This window comes from Kosakonia quasisacchari (assembly GCF_004331415.1).
Taxonomy (GTDB): domain Bacteria; phylum Pseudomonadota; class Gammaproteobacteria; order Enterobacterales; family Enterobacteriaceae; genus Kosakonia; species Kosakonia quasisacchari.
The window spans coordinates 150,623-171,235 of sequence record NZ_SJOP01000010.1 but is presented as its reverse complement, the minus strand read 5'-3'; the positions used below and the strand labels follow the sequence as shown (position 1 = coordinate 171,235).

The 20,613-nt window shown below is 52.0% G+C and carries 22 protein-coding genes; 7 read left to right on the top strand and 15 right to left on the bottom strand.

The genetic code is table 11. From position 1 onward, the window contains the following. Positions 1-23 precede the first annotated feature (23 nt). The 6 genes from pgpA to nrdR all read right to left on the bottom strand — a co-directional run bounded on the left by pgpA (position 24) and on the right by nrdR (position 4,124). Complete coding sequence (pgpA, locus tag E0L21_RS12945; protein WP_131410077.1) at positions 24-539, bottom strand: phosphatidylglycerophosphatase A; 516 nt, start codon at positions 537-539, stop codon at positions 24-26. Further along, positions 517-1,494, bottom strand: a complete 978-nt coding sequence (gene thiL, locus E0L21_RS12940; protein ID WP_131410075.1) for a thiamine-phosphate kinase — start codon at positions 1,492-1,494, stop codon at positions 517-519. Before thiL ends, pgpA begins: the two co-directional genes overlap by 23 nt. A gap of 75 nt (positions 1,495-1,569) precedes the next feature. Next, complete coding sequence (gene nusB / locus E0L21_RS12935) at positions 1,570-1,989, bottom strand: transcription antitermination factor NusB (RefSeq protein WP_131410073.1); 420 nt, start codon at positions 1,987-1,989, stop codon at positions 1,570-1,572. A gap of 19 nt (positions 1,990-2,008) precedes the next feature. Next, positions 2,009-2,479: a 6,7-dimethyl-8-ribityllumazine synthase gene (gene ribH / locus E0L21_RS12930; RefSeq protein ID WP_065369181.1), complete on the bottom strand. Its 471-nt coding sequence runs from the start codon at positions 2,477-2,479 to the stop codon at positions 2,009-2,011. Between the two features lie 89 nt (positions 2,480-2,568). Beyond that, on the bottom strand, positions 2,569-3,672 hold the full coding sequence (gene ribD / locus E0L21_RS12925) for a bifunctional diaminohydroxyphosphoribosylaminopyrimidine deaminase/5-amino-6-(5-phosphoribosylamino)uracil reductase RibD (RefSeq protein WP_131410071.1): 1,104 nt from the start codon (positions 3,670-3,672) through the stop codon (positions 2,569-2,571). A 2-nt stretch (positions 3,673-3,674) separates the two neighbouring features. Next, positions 3,675-4,124, bottom strand: a complete 450-nt coding sequence (gene nrdR / locus E0L21_RS12920; protein ID WP_017458860.1) for a transcriptional regulator NrdR — start codon at positions 4,122-4,124, stop codon at positions 3,675-3,677. Positions 4,125-4,277: 153 nt separating this feature from the next. Here nrdR and E0L21_RS12915 point away from each other — a divergent pair, with 153 nt between their 5' ends. Continuing rightward, positions 4,278-4,820, top strand: a complete 543-nt coding sequence (locus E0L21_RS12915; protein WP_131410070.1) for a SadB/YajI family lipoprotein — start codon at positions 4,278-4,280, stop codon at positions 4,818-4,820. Positions 4,821-5,114: 294 nt separating this feature from the next. Then, positions 5,115-5,996 (top strand): nucleoside-specific channel-forming protein Tsx, encoded by an 882-nt coding sequence (locus E0L21_RS12910; RefSeq protein ID WP_131410068.1) that lies wholly within the window; start codon positions 5,115-5,117, stop codon positions 5,994-5,996. A 42-nt stretch (positions 5,997-6,038) separates the two neighbouring features. Here E0L21_RS12910 and E0L21_RS12905 read toward each other — a convergent pair whose 3' ends face one another. Both E0L21_RS12905 and E0L21_RS12900 read right to left on the bottom strand, forming a co-directional pair. After that, positions 6,039-6,728: a helix-turn-helix transcriptional regulator gene (locus E0L21_RS12905; RefSeq protein WP_131410066.1), complete on the bottom strand. Its 690-nt coding sequence runs from the start codon at positions 6,726-6,728 to the stop codon at positions 6,039-6,041. Between the two features lie 51 nt (positions 6,729-6,779). Further along, positions 6,780-7,145 carry a VOC family protein gene (locus tag E0L21_RS12900; RefSeq protein WP_131410064.1) on the bottom strand — a complete coding sequence of 122 codons (366 nt, stop codon included), beginning with the start codon at positions 7,143-7,145 and terminating at the stop codon, positions 6,780-6,782. A gap of 247 nt (positions 7,146-7,392) precedes the next feature. Between E0L21_RS12900 and E0L21_RS12895 the strand changes: the two genes are divergently transcribed. The 5 genes from E0L21_RS12895 (at position 7,393) to E0L21_RS12875 (ending at position 12,544) form a co-directional block, all read left to right on the top strand. Then, entirely contained in the window at positions 7,393-8,076 is a 684-nt protein-coding gene (locus E0L21_RS12895) for an ABC transporter ATP-binding protein (protein WP_131410062.1), read from the top strand. Positions 8,077-8,085: 9 nt separating this feature from the next. Beyond that, entirely contained in the window at positions 8,086-9,483 is a 1,398-nt protein-coding gene (locus E0L21_RS12890; RefSeq protein ID WP_131410061.1) for an ABC transporter permease, read from the top strand. Positions 9,484-9,518: 35 nt separating this feature from the next. Next, positions 9,519-10,310: an outer membrane lipoprotein-sorting protein gene (locus E0L21_RS12885; protein ID WP_131410059.1), complete on the top strand. Its 792-nt coding sequence runs from the start codon at positions 9,519-9,521 to the stop codon at positions 10,308-10,310. Next, entirely contained in the window at positions 10,307-11,581 is a 1,275-nt protein-coding gene (locus E0L21_RS12880) for a hypothetical protein (RefSeq protein ID WP_131410057.1), read from the top strand. The genes E0L21_RS12885 and E0L21_RS12880 overlap by 4 nt, the downstream gene beginning before the upstream one ends. Before the next feature lie 279 nt (positions 11,582-11,860). Beyond that, positions 11,861-12,544 (top strand): LuxR C-terminal-related transcriptional regulator, encoded by a 684-nt coding sequence (locus E0L21_RS12875; protein ID WP_131410055.1) that lies wholly within the window; start codon positions 11,861-11,863, stop codon positions 12,542-12,544. A 109-nt stretch (positions 12,545-12,653) separates the two neighbouring features. Here the strand turns inward: E0L21_RS12875 and E0L21_RS12870 are convergent, their stop codons facing one another. The 7 genes from E0L21_RS12870 to tgt form a co-directional block, all read right to left on the bottom strand. Further along, positions 12,654-14,552, bottom strand: coding sequence for an ATP-binding protein (locus tag E0L21_RS12870; protein ID WP_131410053.1), 1,899 nt, complete (start codon positions 14,550-14,552; stop codon positions 12,654-12,656). A gap of 81 nt (positions 14,553-14,633) precedes the next feature. After that, complete coding sequence (locus E0L21_RS12865; protein ID WP_131410051.1) at positions 14,634-15,356, bottom strand: Hpt domain-containing protein; 723 nt, start codon at positions 15,354-15,356, stop codon at positions 14,634-14,636. 16 nt (positions 15,357-15,372) lie between these two features. Beyond that, entirely contained in the window at positions 15,373-16,005 is a 633-nt protein-coding gene (locus tag E0L21_RS12860; protein WP_131410049.1) for a response regulator, read from the bottom strand. A 233-nt stretch (positions 16,006-16,238) separates the two neighbouring features. Next, entirely contained in the window at positions 16,239-17,210 is a 972-nt protein-coding gene (gene secF / locus E0L21_RS12855) for a protein translocase subunit SecF (RefSeq protein WP_131410047.1), read from the bottom strand. A 10-nt stretch (positions 17,211-17,220) separates the two neighbouring features. Next, entirely contained in the window at positions 17,221-19,068 is a 1,848-nt protein-coding gene (secD, locus tag E0L21_RS12850; RefSeq protein WP_131410045.1) for a protein translocase subunit SecD, read from the bottom strand. A 27-nt stretch (positions 19,069-19,095) separates the two neighbouring features. Further along, a complete protein-coding gene (gene yajC / locus E0L21_RS12845; protein ID WP_020456740.1) occupies positions 19,096-19,428 on the bottom strand; it encodes a preprotein translocase subunit YajC in 333 nt (110 codons plus the stop codon). 21 nt (positions 19,429-19,449) lie between these two features. Further along, a complete protein-coding gene (gene tgt / locus E0L21_RS12840) occupies positions 19,450-20,577 on the bottom strand; it encodes a tRNA guanosine(34) transglycosylase Tgt (protein WP_020456739.1) in 1,128 nt (375 codons plus the stop codon). Positions 20,578-20,613: the final 36 nt, after the last annotated feature.

The following is a 20,613-nucleotide window of genomic DNA, read 5'->3' as shown; positions in this document are numbered from 1 at the left end:
CTCCCGCAGGGAGAGGGAGAGGTTCAGATAAGCCCGATAGGCCAGTGATGGCCTATCAAATAGAGCAGCCCGGCGGCAATGATCCCGGCGACAATATCATCCACCATTATCCCCATTCCGCCGTGCACATTGCGATCAAACCAGCGGATCGGCCACGGCTTCCACATGTCCAGAATACGGAATAGCACAAATCCCACGGCGACCCACTGCCAGTCATTGGTCGGTAGCGCCATCAGCGTAATCCACATGCCGATGAACTCATCCCAGACAATACTGCCGTGATCGTGCACCCCCATGTCTTTTGCCGTCTGGTGGCAGAGGTAAACGCCAAGCGAGATCCCAAGCATCACCAGCAGCGAGTAAAGCTGCCAGGGCAAAAAGGTCATTGCCCACCAGAAAGGAATCGACGCCAGCGATCCCATAGTTCCCGGAACGATTGGGCTTAAACCGCTGCCAAAACCGGTAGCCAGCAAATGCCAGGGGTTGCGTAAGTTAAGACGGCTTTTAGCCACATCTTTAGTGCGCGGCAAAGTGGTCATATCCTTTCCAGTCAAGCGTCACGGCTTTGCCGTCGCGGGTGAAATGCAGCCCTTCAATATCCGCACTGATCTGCCCGATACAGGTAAAAGGCGCGCCCAACTGACCAATCGCGACATCCAGCGCACCGCGGTTCAGCTCCGGCACGGTAAAGCATAATTCGTAATCTTCCCCGCCAGAAAGCGCCCAGCGTAGCGCCTGATCCGGTGTGACATGGCGGCGAATGGCGTCGGAAAACGGCAATGCATTCAGATCGATACGCGCACCGCAACTGCTGGCTTTCAGCACATGTGCCAGGTCAGAAATCAGGCCATCGGAGAGATCAATTGCAGAACTTGCGAGGTTACGCAGCGCCTGCCCCTGCAATACGCGCGGCGTTGGGCGCAGGTGGCGCTTAAGCAAATATTGCGCATCAGCGCTATCGTCAACGACTAAACGCTGTTGCAAAATCGCCAGACCGGCAGCGCTGTCGCCCGGCGTACCGGTGACATAGATCCAGTCACCTGGCTTCGCGCCAGAACGTTTCATTGCCCGCCCAACCGGCACATAACCATGAATGCCAATCGTCATCGACAGCGGGCCACGCGTGGTGTCGCCGCCGATCAGTTGCATATCGTAGTAATTGAGCTGTTCAAACAGGCTGTCGCTAAATGCTTGCAGCCAGTCTTCATTCGCCTCGGGTAGCGTCAAGGCCAGCGTTAACCACGCCGGATCGGCCCCCATCGCCGCCAAATCGCTGAGATTAGATGCTATCGCTTTGTACGCCAGATCGGCGGGATCGATATCCAGCAGAAAATGGTTGCCCGCCACCAGCGTATCGACGCTGATCGCCAACGTCTGTTTTTCGGGAACATTGAGTAGCGCGCAGTCGTCGCCAATGCCAGTTTCTACATCGCGACGGGAATTTCGTACGCGGTCAAAATAACGGGCAATCAGGGAAAATTCGCCGCATGCCATACGTTATACCTCTGTAGAAAAAAGAAAAAGCCGGAACCGACGTGCAAAGTGCAGCGCCAGCTTCCGGCTTGCGGATCACTTCTTGTGGGGGCGGATCGCAGGTGCGGCTTTATCCAGTACGCCGTTAACAAACTTGTGGCTGTCTTCAGCGCCGAAGGTTTTTGCCAGTTCGATCGCCTCGTTGATCGCCACTTTGTATGGCACATCATCACGTTTGGACAATTCGAACAGTGCGATACGCAATACCGCTTTCTCGACCTGGCCCAGCTCTTCGAGCAAACGAGACAGGTAAGGCTTCATTAAGCCATCGAGATATGCGCTATTAGTCGCCACCCCGGTCAACAGTTCACGGAAGTACAGAATATCAACGTCTTTAACGTCTTGCTCTGCCAGGAACTGGTATTCAACATCAGCGATGTCGTTCTGGGACAACTGCCAGGAGTAGAGCGCCTGGACGGCACACTCACGGGCGCGGCGACGAGCAGCAGGTTTCACGGAATTCCCCTTACAAAATTCAGGCCTTGATGGCTTTCAATACATTAATCATTTCAAGCGCGGTCAGTGCGGCTTCCGCACCTTTATTACCGGCTTTGGTGCCAGCACGTTCGATGGCTTGTTCAATACTTTCAGTGGTTAGCACACCGAAAGCTACCGGGATCTCGCTGTCCTGGGCCACATGCGCCAGACCATTGCTTGCGCCGCCGGCAACATATTCGAAGTGCGCAGTACCACCGCGAATCACGGTGCCAAGTGCAATCACCGCGTCATATTTGCCGGTTTTCGCCAGCGCACCAGCCGCCAGCGGCAGTTCATAAGCGCCAGGCACCCACACAACGGTGATGTTGTTATCTTTCACCTGACCGATGCGTTTCAGCGCATCAATCGCGCCTTCCAGCAGGCTGTCATTGATGAAGTTGTTGAAACGCGCAATGGTGATGGCGACGCGAGCGTCCGGAGCAGCAACGTTGGCTTCAATAATGTTCATACACTTCCTTCACAGGTTCAGTTCGGACCCCGCAGGGGGGCGGATTTTAGCATAATATTTTACGCGCTGCTTCCCTTTTACAGCAGGCATCACGCATGAGTGAGATGCAGGCAGACATCCGGGCCAACCTGACGTATCTCGTTGAATTTAAAGTGAGGTGCGTCCGCAAGGGCGGATAACCCCGGCAGCACGCACAGACCGCGCGCATCACTGCCTAACAGTGTAGGTGCCAGGTAGACAATCAGTTCGTCCACCAGGCCAGCCTGCAATAACGCGCCGGCAAGGTGCGCGCCCGCTTCGACCCATACACTGTTGATCTGCTGTTTGCCGAGCAGCATCATCAGCATGACCAGATCGGCGTGGCCGTTGTGTTCCGGTACGATAATTTCACGCACATTTTCAGGCCATTGGCGTTCATCGGCTCGCGTGCGGGCAAACCAGGTTTCTCCCGCCAGGCCGACCAGCTGATGCTGCGGTGTCACCCGGTTCTGACTGTCGATGACAATACGTACCGGTTGACGCAAATTTTCCTGCGGGTAAAGCGCCTGAGTATCAGCGTTTAACTCTGCCCAGCGCACGGTCAGCGCCGGATCGTCCGCCAGCACCGTTTCACTACTGGTCAGGATCGCGTGGCTCTGCGCGCGTAGCAACTGTACATCGCGGCGCGCCTGCGGTGAGGTGATCCACTGACTTTCGCCGCTGGCCATCGCGGTACGGCCATCAAGCGACGCGCCCAGTTTAAGCTGAACGTAAGGGAACCCGGTGCGCATACGTTTGAGAAAGCCTTTATTCAACGCTTCAGCTTCACTCATCATTAACCCGTGGCTGACTTCAATACCTTCTTGCTGCAAGCGATACAAACCGCGTCCGGCCACCTGCGGGTTAGGATCCTGCATCGCGGCGACCACGCGCGCAACACCAGCATTAATCAGCGCTTCGCAGCATGGCGGCGTACGCCCGTGATGGCTGCAAGGTTCCAGCGTGACATACGCCGTCGCACCGCGAGCCCGTTCGCCCGCCATGCGCAACGCATGTACTTCCGCGTGCGGTTCGCCAGCACGGTAATGAAAACCTTCGCCGACAATGTTGCCGTCATTGACAATTACGCAGCCGACACGCGGGTTCGGGTGAGTGGTAAAACGCCCACGCTGCGCCAGTTTCAGCGCTCGCGCCATGTACATTTCGTCAAGCATGATTAGTCCTGTAGACGGGCGATCTCTTCGCCAAATTCGCGAATATCTTCAAAGCTACGGTAGACGGAGGCAAAGCGGACATAGGCCACTTTATCGAGCTTTTTCAGCTGCTCCATCACCAAATTGCCAATCATCTTACTCGGCACTTCCCGTTCGCCAGTTGCGCGAAGTTGCGATTTAATGTGATTTAACGCCATTTCTACGTCGTCCGCGCTGACCGGGCGCTTTTCCAGCGCTTTTAACATGCCACGACGCAGCTTCTCTTCATTGAACGGTTCACGCACATCATTACTTTTCACGACGCGCGGCATCACAAGCTCCGCCACTTCAAAGGTGGTGAAACGTTCATTGCAGACCAGGCACTGCCGGCGACGGCGAACGGATGAACCTTCACCCACCAGGCGAGAATCGATAACTTTGGTATCCACGGCGAAACAGAATGGGCAATGCATACGGCGTCCTGACGTTAGAGTTAACTGAAATCTATTTTACCCTGAACTGGCATGACAACAAAGGCAGACCGTTTTTGAGACAATGGATCGATGGCAACGAGGCCGTTGCGATCTACCATTACAGAGAAGATCCTATCCAAGGAAACAGACACAATGACAAGACGTTACCTAAGAACCCTGTTACTGGGAAGCCTTTTTGCCCTCAGTGCCTGCGCCCAGCAAAGCGAAGTTCGCCAGCTCCATCAAAGTGTCAGCACGCTAAATAATGAAATGAGCAAGCTGAACAAAGAGACGGTGAAAATCACCCAGCAGAACACGCTGAATGCCAAATCCGGTAGCGGCGTTTACCTGCTGCCAGGTGCCAACACGCCCGCCCGGTTGAATAGCCAAATCGGTATGCTGCGGATGTCGTTGCAAAATATCGCGCCGAATGCGGCGGGAACCCGCGTTGTGTTGCGGATCCAGGGCGAATCCAACGATCCGTTACCGGCGTTCAGTGGAACCGTTGAGTGGGGTCAGATCCAGGGCACCACCGAGAACTACCAGGAAGTGAATGTACAAAACCAGCTGATTAACGCACCGGCCAGCACGCTGGCGCCGAGCGACGTTGATATTCCGCTGCAACTTAACGGCATCACACCGGAGCAGTTAGGCTTTGTCCGCATTCACGATATCCAGCCCACCAATTTGCCGTAACCCCAGGGGCGACGCTGTCGCCCTTTCTTACTCTCTGTCATGCATTTTCTTCTTTTTTGTCATCTCTTCATCACATTCACCAATTTGCAATATCGATAAATGCCAGTACAATCGCCGTCGTTTATTGCACGCAAACGTGAACGCAATCGATTACGCGTGTGTCAATAATGTGAAACAACACATATTTTTGTGAACGCGGATACTTATAATAGGCGCGCAGAAATATGAAACATTTAGAAACTCCATGCGTGCTTTCTTTCACTCCCGTCTGGGATCTCAATCAGTGGCGTAATGATGAAAAAAACAATTCTCGCAGCCGGTGCTGCTCTGGCGCTTTCCGCTTCTTTTACTGCTAACGCAGCGGATAACAGCAAACCTGAATACGTTTCCGACTGGTGGCACCAGAGCGTAAACGTGGTGGGCAGCTACCACACCCGTTTCGGACCTGTTCCGCGTAACGATACTTATCTGGAATATGAAGCGTTCGCCAAGAAAGATTGGTTTGATTTCTACGGCTACCTGGATGCGCCGGTCTTCTTCGGTGGTAACACCGGTGCGAAGGGGATCTGGAACCACGGTTCGCCGCTGTTTATGGAAATCGAGCCGCGTTTCTCTATTGATAAACTGACCGGCAGCGATCTGAGCTTTGGTCCGTTCAAAGAGTGGTATTTCGCCAACAACTACATTTACGACATGGGTCGCAACGCTTCCGGCCGCCAGAGCACCTGGTACATGGGTCTGGGTACCGATATCGACACCGGTCTGCCGATGAGCCTCTCCCTGAACGTCTATGCGAAATACCAGTGGCAGAACTACGATGCGCCAAACCAGAACGAGTGGGATGGCTACCGTTTCAAAGTGAAATATTTCGTGCCGATCACCAGCCTGTGGGGCGGTCAGCTGAACTATATCGGTTTTACCAACTTTGACTGGGGTTCAAAACTGGGCGACAGCCGCTACTACGTTAACGGCGAGCAGCAGCGTACCAACAACTCCATTGCCTCCAGCCATATCCTCTCGCTGGGCTACGATCACTGGCACTACTCTGTGGTTGCGCGTTACTGGCATAACGGTGGTCAGTTCAAAGACGATGCAACGCTGAACTGGGGCGCAGGCGACTTCAGCGCGCGTTCTACCGGTTGGGGTGGTTACCTGGTTGTTGGTTACAACTTCTAATCCCACTGCATTGCATAAAAGCCGACCCGATGGTCGGCTTTTTTATTGCCAGCGCGCTTTCTGCAGGTTAACAAATGCCTGCATCGATCTGTCCGCGCGTTCCGTAAATGTCTTGCCAGTAAAAGTGACCGACGTGCAGCGATCGAGACGAAAACAACGATAGTCATCACGTAACGTACACCACGACACCAATACCCAAACACTTCCCATAAACGACAACCCTAACGGATGGATCACCCGCTCCGAGGCTATTCCTTTGTCGTCTTCATAATGCAGATGCAGCTCCTGATGCAGTCGCATCGCCTGGTGCATAACATCAAACCAGACGCGTACCTGCGGGTATTTATCAAAATTGGGTGAAACGATGCGGTTGCGTTCGGCCGTAATGCGTTTGTCATAAGGCAGCACCGCCAAAAGTTTTTCCTGCGCCGAACCGGCAGCTTGTGCCAGCGTATCACCGCTCCAGGTTTGCAACATGCCGATAGCGGCAATTAATGCTTCAACCTCAAGGCCGGTAAACATTAACGGCGGCAAATCGAAACCGGGCAGTAAACGATAACCGCTGCCTGCTTCGCCCTGGATCGGTACGCCAGAGAGCGACAAATCGCGAATGTCGCGATAGATGGTGCGTTCAGAAACCTCCAGCCGCTCGGCCAGTAGCGCCGCCGTCACGCGACGTCGGGTACGCAGAACCTGAACTATCTGAAACAATCGATCAGCACGACGGCTCATAACTTATCCGGATGAAGAAAAGCCCGCGCATTCAGCACGGGCATCAGTGGTTCAGGCGGGTTGATGCAATCCAACCCGGTTACCCTCACTGTCAATAATCAAGGCAATAGTACCGATGCCCTGCGGCAATACTTCCGGGCCAAAACAACATTCACCGCCCTTTTCACGCACGCGCTCCAGCGCAGCCGCAAGGTTTGCTGTCGCCAGGTAAACCACTGTACCACCGCTTGCCGGCTGGAACATTGGCCCTTTTACCAGCGCACCGCCGGTGGCGGGTTTTACATGCGGAAAAACCGCCATCTCGATACCGGCTACGGTCTCATGGCGAAACTGCCCACCTAATACATGCTCATAAAACGCCACGGCGCGATCCAGTTGCTGTACTGGTAATTCAAACCAATTCACTAATGTATTCATGCTCTGTTCCTCTGCGTTAAAAAATCAACACAGCGAGTCTGCCAGAGGGCTCCTGACAGCATATTGTCAGTAGGGATCGTCTTACTATTTTCCGTTCCATCGTGATAATTATCCGAAAAACATAATTAACCAAAACATTAATAAGCAAGCTATGTATTAAAAGCAAAATGATATCTATAGAATCCGCCCCCTGCCGTAACGGGTAGCCGACACCAAACAGGAACTTCACGCTAAGGAACAGGGAACGATGTGGGCAGTTGAAATGCAGGCCGTCAGTAAAAGTTATTTATTAGGACAGGTTCGTGTTGAGGCATTAAAAGAAGTGACGCTCAACATTGCACCAAAACGGTTTACCGTATTATCCGGTCAGTCTGGCAGTGGCAAAACGACACTCCTGAACTTAATCGGCGGTATCGATACTCCCGATAGTGGCCGTCTGGTTATTGCCGATCGCGAAATGAACAGCCTTAATGACGACCAATGCAGCGCTTTTCGCGCCCGTAATCTTGGATTTATCTTCCAGAACTTCAATCTTATCCCGGTGCTGACCGCACGCGAAAACGTCGAAATTCCGCTTCTGGCGCAGCATCGAACTGCAGCCTGGCGCAAGCAGGCGGTCAACGACATGCTTGAGAGCGTCGGCCTTGGCGATAAAGCCGATTCATTGCCGAACCAGCTCTCTGGCGGGCAGCGTCAACGCGTCGCCATCGCCCGGGCGCTCATTCACCGCCCAACGCTGGTGGTGGCCGACGAACCCACCGCGAACCTCGACAGCAAAACAGGCAAATCAATTTTACAGCTGTTACGGCGTTTGCAGCAGGAGCATGCCGTTACGGTGGTGTTCTCTTCCCACGATCCGCAGGTAATTGCCGAGGCCGATGACCTGTATGTTGTACACGATGGCTGTGTGAGTGGCCCGAGCACCCGATAAGGAGAGAACATGCTGAGACTAAAAACGCTGAAACACGCACTGCGCAACCTGCTGCGCAACCGTCGTCGTACCTTATCAACGCTCTGCGCAATCATGGTTGGCGCCGTCGGAATTCTGCTGTTTGGCGGTTATAACCACTCCATCAAATACAGTTTGCAAACGACATTTGTTCGTAGCACCGGTCATCTGCAAATTCAGCATCGGGATTATTTACTGCACGGTACGGGAAACCCGGCGGAATACAGCATCCGTCATTACCAGAAAGTGATGGATATCATCACCCGCGATCCGGTACTGCAACCGATGCTCACCGTCAGCACGCCAGTGCTCATGCTGACAGGCATCGCCGGGCATTATGCTGTCGGTACGTCACGTCCGGCACTTATTTACGGCAGTGAAGCTGCAGGAAAAGTGCAACTGAACAAATGGGACGAATACCACCTCGGTGATTTCCTGCAAAACCGCCACATATACTCTGGTGCCGCAGCAGATTCGGCATTTATTGGCGGCGGTCTGGCGCGTTTGCTGCAATTGTGCGCCCTCGCAAAAAACCAGCCTTGCAGTCCTCCGCCAGCCAAAGAGAACCACGCAGCCGATCTTCCCGGCGATCTTCTGCAACTGTCGCAGCAAGCGCGACAGGCGCACGCTACGGACAGTGACAATTACATTGAGCTTCTGGCAGCTTCCGGCAACGGCGCGCCGAACATAGTACGCGTAAAAGTGGAAGGTATTCAGCCGCAACCCGCTCGCGAGCTGGATGATAGCTTTGTTGGCATCCATCTGCACCAGGCGCAACAGCTGCTGTTTGGTCAGGAGACGCCAGGCGCGACGGCTATCATTCTGCAACTGCACAGCACCTCGCAACTGGCGGCGGCGCGAGCGCGTCTCCAGCAGCTTTTTGCCAGCGAACTCGCGGATTATCCGCTGACAGTATACGACTTCACCGAGCTACAGCCGTTGTATAAACAGGTACTGAAAATGTTCGACAATATGCTCAATTTCATGCTGGTTCTCATCCTCGCCATTGCGCTATTCACCGTCAGTAACACCATGGGGATGGCGGTAATGGAGCGCACAGTGGAGATTGGCACGTTGCGCGCTGTCGGGCAGAAACGGCGTGATATCCAGCGCTTGTTTCTCAGTGAAGGCTCGCTACTGGGTGTGTTCGGCTCGACTATCGGGGTAATCGTCTCTTTATTGCTGGCGTATCTCATCAATCACGCCGGGCTTACCTGGCAGCCCCCCGGCGTGACAGTGCCAATCAGGATCCATATCAGCGTGTGGGGAGAGTGGACAATGATAAGCAGCGTGGTCGGTGTTTTGTTGCTGATAACCGTCATCTCATCATGGTGGCCTGCGCGACGCGCGGCAAATGTCTCTATCGTCGAGGCGCTACGCCATATCTGACCCCTGCCCTTCATCCATTGACAAGGAAGAACATAATGCAATTGCAAAAGAAAACCCTGGCACCGTTGTGCCTGGTATGGCTCTTGTTGACCGCCATGCCGGCAAGTGCCGCACTTGATGCGCAACACATCCTGAAAAAAAGCGACGAGGTACGTAACCCGGATCGATCCTTTAGCCTGGTCACAACGCTTATCAGTTATAAAAACGGCAAGCAGAACGACATCAGCAAACTGGTGCTCTACTCGCGCGCATCGCCCAATGGCGGTCAATTCCGCAGCCTGCTGCGCTTTATCAGTCCGCAACGCGATGCGGGTAAATTGACACTGAAAAGCGGTCGCGATCTCTGGCTTTATGACCCGGCAAGCCAGGCCAGCGTGCCAATCTCCCCGCAACAGCGCCTGTTGGGGCAAGCGTCTAATGGCGATGTCGTAACAGCCAACTGGGCAGAAGATTACCAGGCAAGTCTGCTGGCTGAAGAGCAGATCCAGGACGGCGAAAAACAAATGCGCGACTGCTACCACTTGCATTTGGTCGCAACCAATCCGGACGCGCCCTACCCTTCGATGGATCTTTGGGTCGACAAAAACGATTTCAAAAGCCGTAAAGCGGAGTTCTACGCCGTTAATGGTAACCTGCTGAAAACAACCTGGTATCGTCGCTACGAACCCGCGCTGGGCGGTGTGCGCCCCACCGAGGCGGTGATCATTGATGGCGTCAACGCCCAGCTTGTCACCGTTCTGCGCCAGCAGAATTTTGCCTGGCGGGATGTCCCGGAAGCGTGGCTACAGCGCGATTATCTGGCGCACTTTAAGGATACGGATCAATGAAGGCCTCGCGCACGCGCTTAGGCTGGCTCATCGCACTCGGCGTGCTGTGCAACGCCTCCGCCAGCGCACAGCAGGATAGCACTCTGGCAGCGCTTGAACTGGCGGACAAAACTGAGTTTACCGCTGTGGAGAACAAGGCGCTGAGTGCACTGCTCGAAATTGCCACTAACCTGAACGAAAACAGCGATAAAGAACAACGCATGTCGCTGGATATGCGCTGGGACAAAACCCTGTTACGTAACTGGCGGGTTGTACTTTCGAACCGCTTCGACAGCCGCTTCTCTCACCACCTGAGCCAAAATCGTAATATCAATACGTTGCGTGAAGCCTGGCTGAGCTACGCGCTGACATCTCAGTCCTCCATCGATGTCGGGCGTGTTAACACCCGTTATGGCGTTGCGCTGGGCTACAACCCTACCGACTTTCTTGGTCGCGGTACTGTGCGTTCAGCCATATCGGCCGATCCGGAGTCTCTGCGCAGCAACCGCCTGGGCAATGCCATGATCCGTTTGCAAAAATTTTGGGACAAAGCGGCTGCAACCGTGATCTGGTCGCCCAAAATCAGTGCCAGCCGACGGCAGAACAGCGCCAGTCTTGACTGGAATGCCAGTAATCCCCGTGAACGGGTTTTACTGGCGGGAAGCTATCGTTTTGCCGAAAACCTTAATCCGCAGTTGTTGCTGCTACAGGAAGAACACCGCTCGCCCCAGTTGGGGGTAAATCTTTCGCGGGTGCTGTCGCGCTCCGCACTGGTCTATGCGGAATGGGCGGGAGGACGTCAGCCCTTCAGTTGGCAGGAAGCACTGCCTGAAAATCAGTGGGATATGGCGTGGCGTAACCGTGCAGCAGTGGGTTTGACCTGGACCGGCGAGAACCATTTGACCCTGCGCCTGGAGGGTCACTATAACGGCAGTGCCGACAGCAAAAGAGCCATCTCTGCACTTCGCGCCGCTCCCCCTTATATTGCCGCGCAGATTGCCACCTCTCCCGCAGACAGCACAGCGCAACAAGCGCAAGACGGGCTGACACCACGCCGCGGTGCACTATTGCAGGCGTACTGGAAAGACATCGCCGACCAGTATGATTTCAACCTCATTTGGCAGCGGGATTTGCAGCGCCAGAAAAATATGGGATTTGTGGAGCTAAGGCGTCACCTGAATTCGGTGGATATCGCCCTTCAGTGGCAAAAAATCTACCGCCCTGAGGTGAAAAAGACCTATAGCGTGCGGCCAGACAGGCGCTGGCAACTCTCCGTAGATTACTATTTTTAAACCGTGTGATATTGCCGGGGCATCATCAATCCCCTACCCGCAATAGCGATGCGAATAACCTGACTCACTATCGCAACAGGCGTTGAACGGGAATCCATCTGTTTTGGGAATATAACGAACAGTCCTGAAAATAATTCTGGCATTTTATCTATCAAATCTTACAAACCGGTCTTAAATATAATGGTCACTTTTCTTACTGGTCAGATAGAAAACAGGAATAGAACATCGTATCTTCTCTATCCCGCTTACATTCCTCAGGCAGGTTTAGGAGGTTAATCTATGTCCATTAATATTTTAATTGTGGATGAGCATGCAATTATACGTCGGGGAATGACCTCGATGATTAACTCACTAAAAAACAGCAATCTTAATACTGATAAACGTGATATCGACGTTATTGGTGATACCAATGAGCAAACAGAGCTTCTTGATATTCTCGCCAGTAAAAAAGTTGATCTTCTCTTTCTGGGTTATGGTCTGCATACCATTAAAACAGGTAACCCAGTATCGGAGCTGGATGGCGTAGCACTGGTAAAATGGATTTCAAGCCGTTACCCCACGACAAAAACCATTGTTTTATCTCCCTATAACAATACGAATCTTATTCGTATTGCACTGGAGGCAGGTGCGAAAGGCTATATAAGCCGCAACACCAGCGAACGTACGCTCTGGCGTGCCATTACTACCGTGCTGATGGACGAAGTCTATATTGAACGAGGATTAATGGATTCACTTTTCCGCCGCGATGCGCTGACGCCACAGGAATTATCAACGCGCGAAAGTGAGGTTTTACGCTTATTATGCCGTGGGCTTTCGTTAACAACGATTTCCAAACGTATGAATATTAGTATTAAAACTGTCAGCGCACATAAGCTCCGTGCTATGGGAAAACTAAATGTGCGAACTGATTGCCAGCTTTACTGTTTATTATTTCAGACACGGATGTTTGACATTGCAATGTAAATCGCTGTCCCGCATTTAATTTATTATCCGTCAAACGAAAAGGCCTTTGTTTTTCCTGCTCAGGCCTTTATGCCCAATATACAAGCAAAGGTTTCGGAATTATCAACGGCTATGTTATCCATTTATTGATAACCTCCTGGCTGCAAGGTTTGAACAAACAACCATCCATTCCTGCCGCGATACACTGTTGAACAACCTCGACTTGCGCAATGGCGGTGAACCCCAACAGGGTTGCACGCGTATCTCCTGAACGCAGTTCTTCCGCGCGTATCAGCTTTGCAAGGGTAAAACCATCCATCACTGGCATATTGCAATCGATCAAAATGTAATCGTAGTTGCGGCTCATCAGCCAAAGGGTTAGCGCTTCTTCTCCATTCGTTGCTTCGCTGACCTGATGACCAAGAAATTCAAGTTGATGACGTAACAACATAAGGTTTGGCGGGTAATCATCAACAATGAGCACCCGTCTTACGCCGGAAGATAAGCGTTTTGCTGGCACAGCCGACTCATGTTCAGCAGCATTGACAGATACCGCGGGCAGGCGCAAACGCACATGGACAGCGGTGCCTTCGCCAGGGGTACTTTCCAGCGTTAATTCACCTTTCATTAGTTCACACAGGGTACGGCAAATAAACAGCCCCAGCCCGGAGCCAAGCCGCGATGCGTCTTTATCGGAATCCAGTTGCGTGAAAGGGTTAAAAAGTCTTTTTTGGTCTTCGGGCGTAATTCCGATACCTGTATCTTTGACGGTCAGCGAAACCGCTATCATTCCCTCCACAGCCGGTTCATGTTTTAGAATGACGTCTATCGAACCTTCGCGAGTAAATTTAACCGCATTACTTAACAGGTTAGAAAGGATCTGCTTGTAACGATGAGGGTCAATTTTTAACAGACACCGATCACCCCCTTCTACATGCATATTAATCGTTAGCTGTTTTTGATCGGTCGCCTCTTTGAATAACAGCGCGACAGAGCGTGTCAAAGCAATCAGCTCCTCTTTTCGCGGTGCTATTGCCATACGGCCCGATTCAATCCGTGAAATATCCAGAATATCCCCCACAACAGCGAGTAAATTTTTTGCTGCGTCGTGTGCGACTTCCAGCATCGGCTGTGGCTGTTGTGCCAGCACATTTTGCTTTATTTGTAGTTCGAGAATGCCAAGAATCGCGTTTAACGGCGTGCGAATTTCATGGCTCATCACCGACAGAAAATTCGTCTTCGCCCGATTTGCCGCTACGGCTTCATCCCTCGCTTCATTCAATTGCTGAATGAATTCCTGCCGCTCAGTCATGTCTATCCAGCCACTTAAAACACCATTGTTTCTGCCATCGCTCCCATGAAAAGGAATGATCCAGTAAAAAACGGTGCGTGATTGGGCCGAGTGGTTAAACGTCAGCAACCTGTCACGCATGAGCGGGACACCTGTGGTAATCACCCGTTGATAGTCACGATGAAACTCACGGATCATAAATTCCGGCAAAGGCAAAACATCGACGGTTTTCCCATACACCTCTTCGTGCGTGACGTTCATCTCTTCCAGATAGCGGATATTACAACTGACAAGTTCCCCACGTAGATTACGCACCGCGACCGGCCAGGGTACGGAAAACATCATATTGCTCATGCAGGAGAGTTGCTCTTTAAGCCGCTGTTGCATACGTATGCGCTGATTCACCTGTCGTCTGAGCGAAATGATCCACAACATCGAAATGATAACAATCGCCGACATCACCAAGCTAATGACCTTGATATGACGGCGCCCTCCCTGCCAAAACACGCTCTTTTGCGCAGCAACTCCAGCATTATTCACCGGAAACGTATTCACGGCTGCAGATCCGAGAGGATGGATGACTTGCGCTACTTGCTTTTCTTCTGCTCCGCTGCCAGAAAAATCGGCGGCATAAAAAGCGATATTTGCCGGATGAGCATTAACTGCCAGGCAGCAAGTGAAAAGTAGCCATAATAAAAAAATGCACCATTTAATACAGCGGAAAATAAAAGAACACATTCGCTTTTCCTGGTTCCAATTGCTGGCCGATGCAGTATAAAAAACCTATTAATAATCCAACCCGAGCGCACCCAGAGTAAATCAACCTAACAAACAAACCAGTTGGTTATAATCTTTAAACATTAGCGAAATAAAACGCTGGCGCATTTTCGAAATATTTCCTTGAGTTATCGCCCCCTCATCAATCAGCTGAGGCAACCGCTCCATCACAATGCAGCAGCGTATCGCCCGGCGCATTCCCAAAAGATACCAGGAAGATTTCATTCGGTGGGCAAGATTGGCAATCTGAGGAAGAGTTCCAGTACGCGCGGTAATTTCAAGTTGTTGAATATCAGCAGCCAACGTCTGCAAAAGTTTAGGAACCATGGCATCAATTATTGGCTGCTGATTATTCGCCAGCCGATGTAATTCACACAACTGCGCTTGTGGCATTTCCCTCGACTGTAAAAAGCGACGTAAATGCTCTGCAGATAAAGGAAGAGACAAAATATAATCGAAACCCTTCAGGCGCAGCGTTGATTCCGTTTCTGCCTGTTCATCATCTATGCAGGCCACTAATAACGAAGGTAATGTTAATTCTCCTGCCAACTCCGCAATGAGTAACGTCTCAACTAAATCAACACCTGGATTTGCACTCTCACTCAAATCGACCAGTAGCACATGCCAGGGGTGACGGGAAAGAGTATCCTGCGCATCGTTTATATCCACAGTGGCGAGATTCAAATCACTGTAGCGTAGCTGTTGTGCGAGGGTGCGCTGCTGTTCGGCACTGTACGTCGCAAGTAGTGTCTGCATTCCATGCATAACAAACTCCATGTCGTTAACTTGTTAATCCAATTTGCTGTAGGTATTGATAGAGCTCGTACTCGGAGGTGACACCCAATTTACGCATGGCGCTTTTTTTCTGTGCGCTGACGGTTTGTTTCGTCCTACTAAGCCGGGTGCTGATATCGTTCACAGTCATACCGCGCAGTAACAAGCGCAGCACCTCATTTTCTTTTGGTGTCAGCTTCACCTCAAGTTGCGCTGCAGCGTCCACTTGCGGCGTAGTCGTTTTCGGGGAAATAGCAGGCAAGGTGAGCGCTTGCAATGTCTGTAACAGCTTTGTCGACAAACTGGCTTTATTTAATACCGTGTGCACTCCGAGACGCAGTAATGAATGCTGAATACCGGGGTTATTGATCATAGAAACCACAATAATCAGCAAATCTGGCCAGCGTCTTTTTAATAATTGAATGAGCGCCAGGCCATCGTTGTATCGCTCTCCGGGCATGCTGAGATCGGTGATCAGAATATCAGTTGCGTGCTGCTCCAACTTTGCCACGACTTCATCGGCGGTCATGGCTTCATCAATAATGAGGTACTGCGCGGAAAGTGGTGCGAGTAACGTTCGCATCCCCATTAAATAAATAGGGTGATCATCTGCAATCAACACTTTTTTAGGTTTCAACACACTGACAAATCTCTGGTCACAGCCATATCATTACGAATTCATGCACTTTAACAAAAAAGAATGGCGATGCGGAATGAATATTCAATAAAGGGAAGCTGTTCCCATTTTATAGAAAAGAAAAGATGAAATTGATATCTCTAATAAATAAGCACGCTTTTATTATAAACAGGAAAAATACTACAGATAAAAAAACCGCAGCATATGGCTGCGGTTTGTCCTGTACAAACGAATGCTTATGGCAGAATAGACGGCTGATCCGCCCCTTCTTTTTCCACTTTCTGCTGCAGTAAATGCTCGCGCTTCATCCCCATTTTCAGCGCCAGAGCAGACGCGACATAGATAGAAGAAGCTGTACCGATGGAAACCCCGATAAGCATGGTCAGCGAGAAGCCCTTCAGCATTGCGCCGCCGAAAAGATACAGCATCAGGATCACAACTAACGTGGTCCCGGACGTGATCAACGTACGGTGCAGTGTTTGCGTCAGAGAAATGTTAAAGATCTCGTATGGCGTACCGCGGCGGATCTTACGGAAATTCTCACGAATACGGTCAGATACCACGATGCTGTCGTTAAGCGAGTAACCAATTACTGACATCAACGATGCCACGATGGTCAAGTCAATCTCAATCTGGAACAGCGAGAGTACGCCCATCGTGATGATAACGTCGTGCGCCAGCGCGATAACCACGCCCGCAGCCAGACGCCACTCGAAGCGGAAACCGACATAAACCAGAATACTGATCAACGCGACCAGCAACGCCATCCCACCGGTCTGCGCCAGATCAGCGCCCACGCTCGGACCGACAAACTCAATACGTTTCACGGCTGCATTCTGGCTGGTCGCTTCGTTAATCACGCTAACGACTTTACTTCCCAGCACCTGGCCACCGGTTTCGCCCTTAGCGGGCGGCATACGTACCATGATGTCGCGGCTGCTACCGAAGTTTTGCAGCAGCGGCTCCTGGAAGCCCGCTTTCTCCAGCGCGTCACGCATCAAATCCATATCTGCCGGTTTTTCCAGCGAGATTTCGATAACCGTACCACCGGTAAAATCCAGGCCCCAGTTAAAGCCACGAACACCCATCACAACGATGGAGAGGATCAGCAGCGCGCCGGAAATGATAAAAGCCCAGTTGTCCCAGCGCATAAAGTCCCAGACTTTACGGCCGTGGTTCAATTGTTCAACAGTATAATCCTGTGCCACAACGCACTCCTCAGATAGACAGCTTGTTAATGCGTTTGCCGCCGTACAACAAGTTGACGATGGCACGGGTACCGACAATGGCGGTGAACATTGAGGTCGCAACACCAATACCAGTGGTGATCGCAAACCCTTTAATTGAACCAGTACCTACTGCGTAAAGAATAAGCACTTTGATCAACGTGGTGATATTCGCATCGAAAATGGACGAAAACGCGCCCTGATAACCTTCGTGAATCGCCTGCTGCACCGAACGACCATTGCTCAGCTCTTCTTTAATACGTTCGTTTATCAGAACGTTGGCGTCCACCGCGACCGCAAGGGTAAGCACGATCCCGGCAATCCCCGGCATCGTCAGCGTTGCACCAGGCAGCAGCGACATAATGCCGACAATTAACACCAGGTTGGCAACCAGCGCAGACGTGGCGATCAGACCAAACTTTTTATAGAAGAAGATCATGAAGATAATGGAAACCACCAGACCTGCCAGGCAGGCTTCCAGACCCTGCGTGATGTTCTGCGAACCGAGCGTTGGGCCGATGGTACGTTCTTCAACAATCTGGATCGGCGCAATCAGTGCACCAGCGCGCAGCAGCAGCGACAATTGACGCGCTTCGGTCGGGTTGCTGATACCGGTAATACGGAAACTGTTACCGAGGCGAGACTGGATGTTGGCGATGTTAATCACCTCTTCCTGTTTCACCAGCACCGCACGTCCGTTGGCATCTTTTTTACCGCTGTCTTTGTACTCCACAAACAAGGTCGCCATCGGTTTACCGATATTGTCCTTGGTGAAGTTAGACATGATGTTACCACCCGCGCTATCCAGTGAAATGTTCACCTGCGGTTGGTTGTACTCATCCTGGCTGGAAGTGGAGTCGGTGATATGGTCACCGGTCAAGATCACGCGTTTGTACAGCACAACGGGCTGGCCTTCACGCGTCTGTTTCACCTCGGAGTCACCAGGTACGCGGCCAGAAGCGGCGGCGGAAGCATCCACGCTGCTGTTAACGAGGCGGAATTCCAGCGTCGCAGTGGCGCCCAGAATCTCTTTCGCACGTGCCGTATCCTGGATACCCGGCAGTTCAACCACGATACGATCAGCGCCCTGGCGCTGCACCAGCGGCTCAGCCACACCCAGTTGGTTTACACGGTTACGCAAGATATTGATGTTCTGCTGAACAGCATATTCGCGGGCTTCGCTCAGACGAGCATCGCTCATCACAGCACGCAGCACGTTGTCGCCCTGATTGGAGATAACGAGATCGCGGTGGCGGGCTGTCAGGTAAGTATTCGCCTGATCGCGCGTCGCGCTATCGCGAAACTGAATGCTTAGGCCATAGTTATCTTCCTTACGCACGGTGGTGTAAGGAATGCCCTTGTCGCGTAGATCGCTGCGCAGGCTGTCCATGTTCTGTTCCTGCAACTTGCTCAACGCCGTCTGCATATCCACTTCCATCAGGAAGTGCACACCGCCGCGCAGATCAAGACCGAGTTTCATCGGTTCAGCTTTAATGGCGGTCAACCAACGTGGTGTTGCCGGAGCAAGGTTAAGCGCGACAATGTACTGATCGCCTAACGAACTGACCAGCACTTCGCGGGCGCGCAGCTGCGTATCAGTAGAATCGAAGCGAGCAAGAATTGCGCCCTCTTCCAGTGCCACAGACTTCGCGTTGATTTTTTCTTTTTGTAGATCGTTCTGGACCTGGATCAGCGTTTGCTCACTGGCGGCGACGCCGCGCGCGCCAGTGATCTGAACAGCCGGATCCTCACCATACAGGTTGGGAAGTGCGTAAAGCAGGCCGACGATAATGACGACGACCAGCATAATGTACTTCCACAAAGGATAACGGTTTAACACGGCAGTTCCCTTTGGGAAAACAATAGATTACAGCGCCTTCATCGTGCCTTTCGGCAGAACGGCAGCTACGAAGTCACGTTTGATTACCACTTCGGTGGTGTCGTTCAGGGCGATAGCAATGTAGCCAGTGTCTGCTACTTTGGTTACGCGGCCAATCAGACCACCATTGGTCAGCACTTCATCACCTTTAGCGATGGAGTCCATCAGCTTTTTATGCTCTTTCGTGCGTTTTTGCTGCGGGCGCAGAATCATGAAGTAAAAAATCAGACCGAACACCACCAGCATCGGAATCAAAGTCCACTGGCTTTGGGCTGCCGGTGCGCCTGCTGCTGCTACCGCATCAGAAATAAAAAAGCTCATTCAAATTCCCTCATTATTAAATTAATCAACGTTCAAAGGTGGTACAGACCGCCCCTGACGCTGGTAAAAATCCGCGACGAAGCTCTCTAATTTACCCTCTTCGATAGCCTTGCGTAAACCAGCCATTAAACGCTGATAATACCGCAGGTTATGAATGGTATTGAGACGCGCGCCCAATATTTCGTTGCAACGGTCAAGATGATGCAAGTAAGCAAGAGAATAATTGCGACAGGTATAGCAATCACACTCGCTATCAAGCGGGCCGGTATCGCTTTTATATTTCGCGTTACGGATTTTCACCACGCCATTGGTCACAAACAGGTGACCGTTACGGGCGTTGCGCGTCGGCATTACGCAGTCAAACATATCAATGCCGCGTCGCACGCCTTCAACCAGATCTTCTGGTTTACCGACGCCCATCAGGTATCGTGGTTTGTCTGCGGGGATTTGCGGGCAGACATGCTCCAGAATGCGGTGCATATCTTCTTTCGGCTCGCCCACAGCCAGACCGCCGACAGCGTAGCCATCAAAGCCAATCTCTACCAGACCTTTGACCGAGATATCGCGTAAATCTTCGTAAACGCTGCCCTGAATAATACCGAACAACGCATTTTTGTTACCCAGCCCATCAAAACGCTCACGGCTGCGTTTCGCCCAGCGCAGAGACATCTCCATAGAGCGTTTCGCGTAATCCCAGTCCGCCGGATATGGCGTACATTCGTCGAAGATCATCACGATATCGGAACCGAGATCGTACTGAATCTCCATCGATTTTTCCGGATCGAGGAAAATAGGATCGCCGTTGATCGGGTTACGGAAGTGCACACCCGCTTCGGTGATCTTGCGGATGTCGCCAAGGCTGAACACCTGGAAACCGCCGGAATCGGTAAGGATTGGGCCTTTCCACTGCATGAAATCGTGCAGATCGCCGTGCAACTTCATGATCTCCTGACCCGGACGCAGCCACAGGTGGAAAGTGTTGCCGAGGATAATCTGCGCGCCAGTGGCTTCAACTTCTTCCGGCGTCATCCCTTTTACGGTGCCGTAAGTGCCCACAGGCATAAACGCTGGCGTTTCAACCACGCCACGATCAAACACCAGACGACCGCGGCGGGCGCGTCCGTCAGTGGTATCCAGTTCAAATTTCATTTCTTCTCCAGCCAGAAAGACAGTCTGACGTTTAAA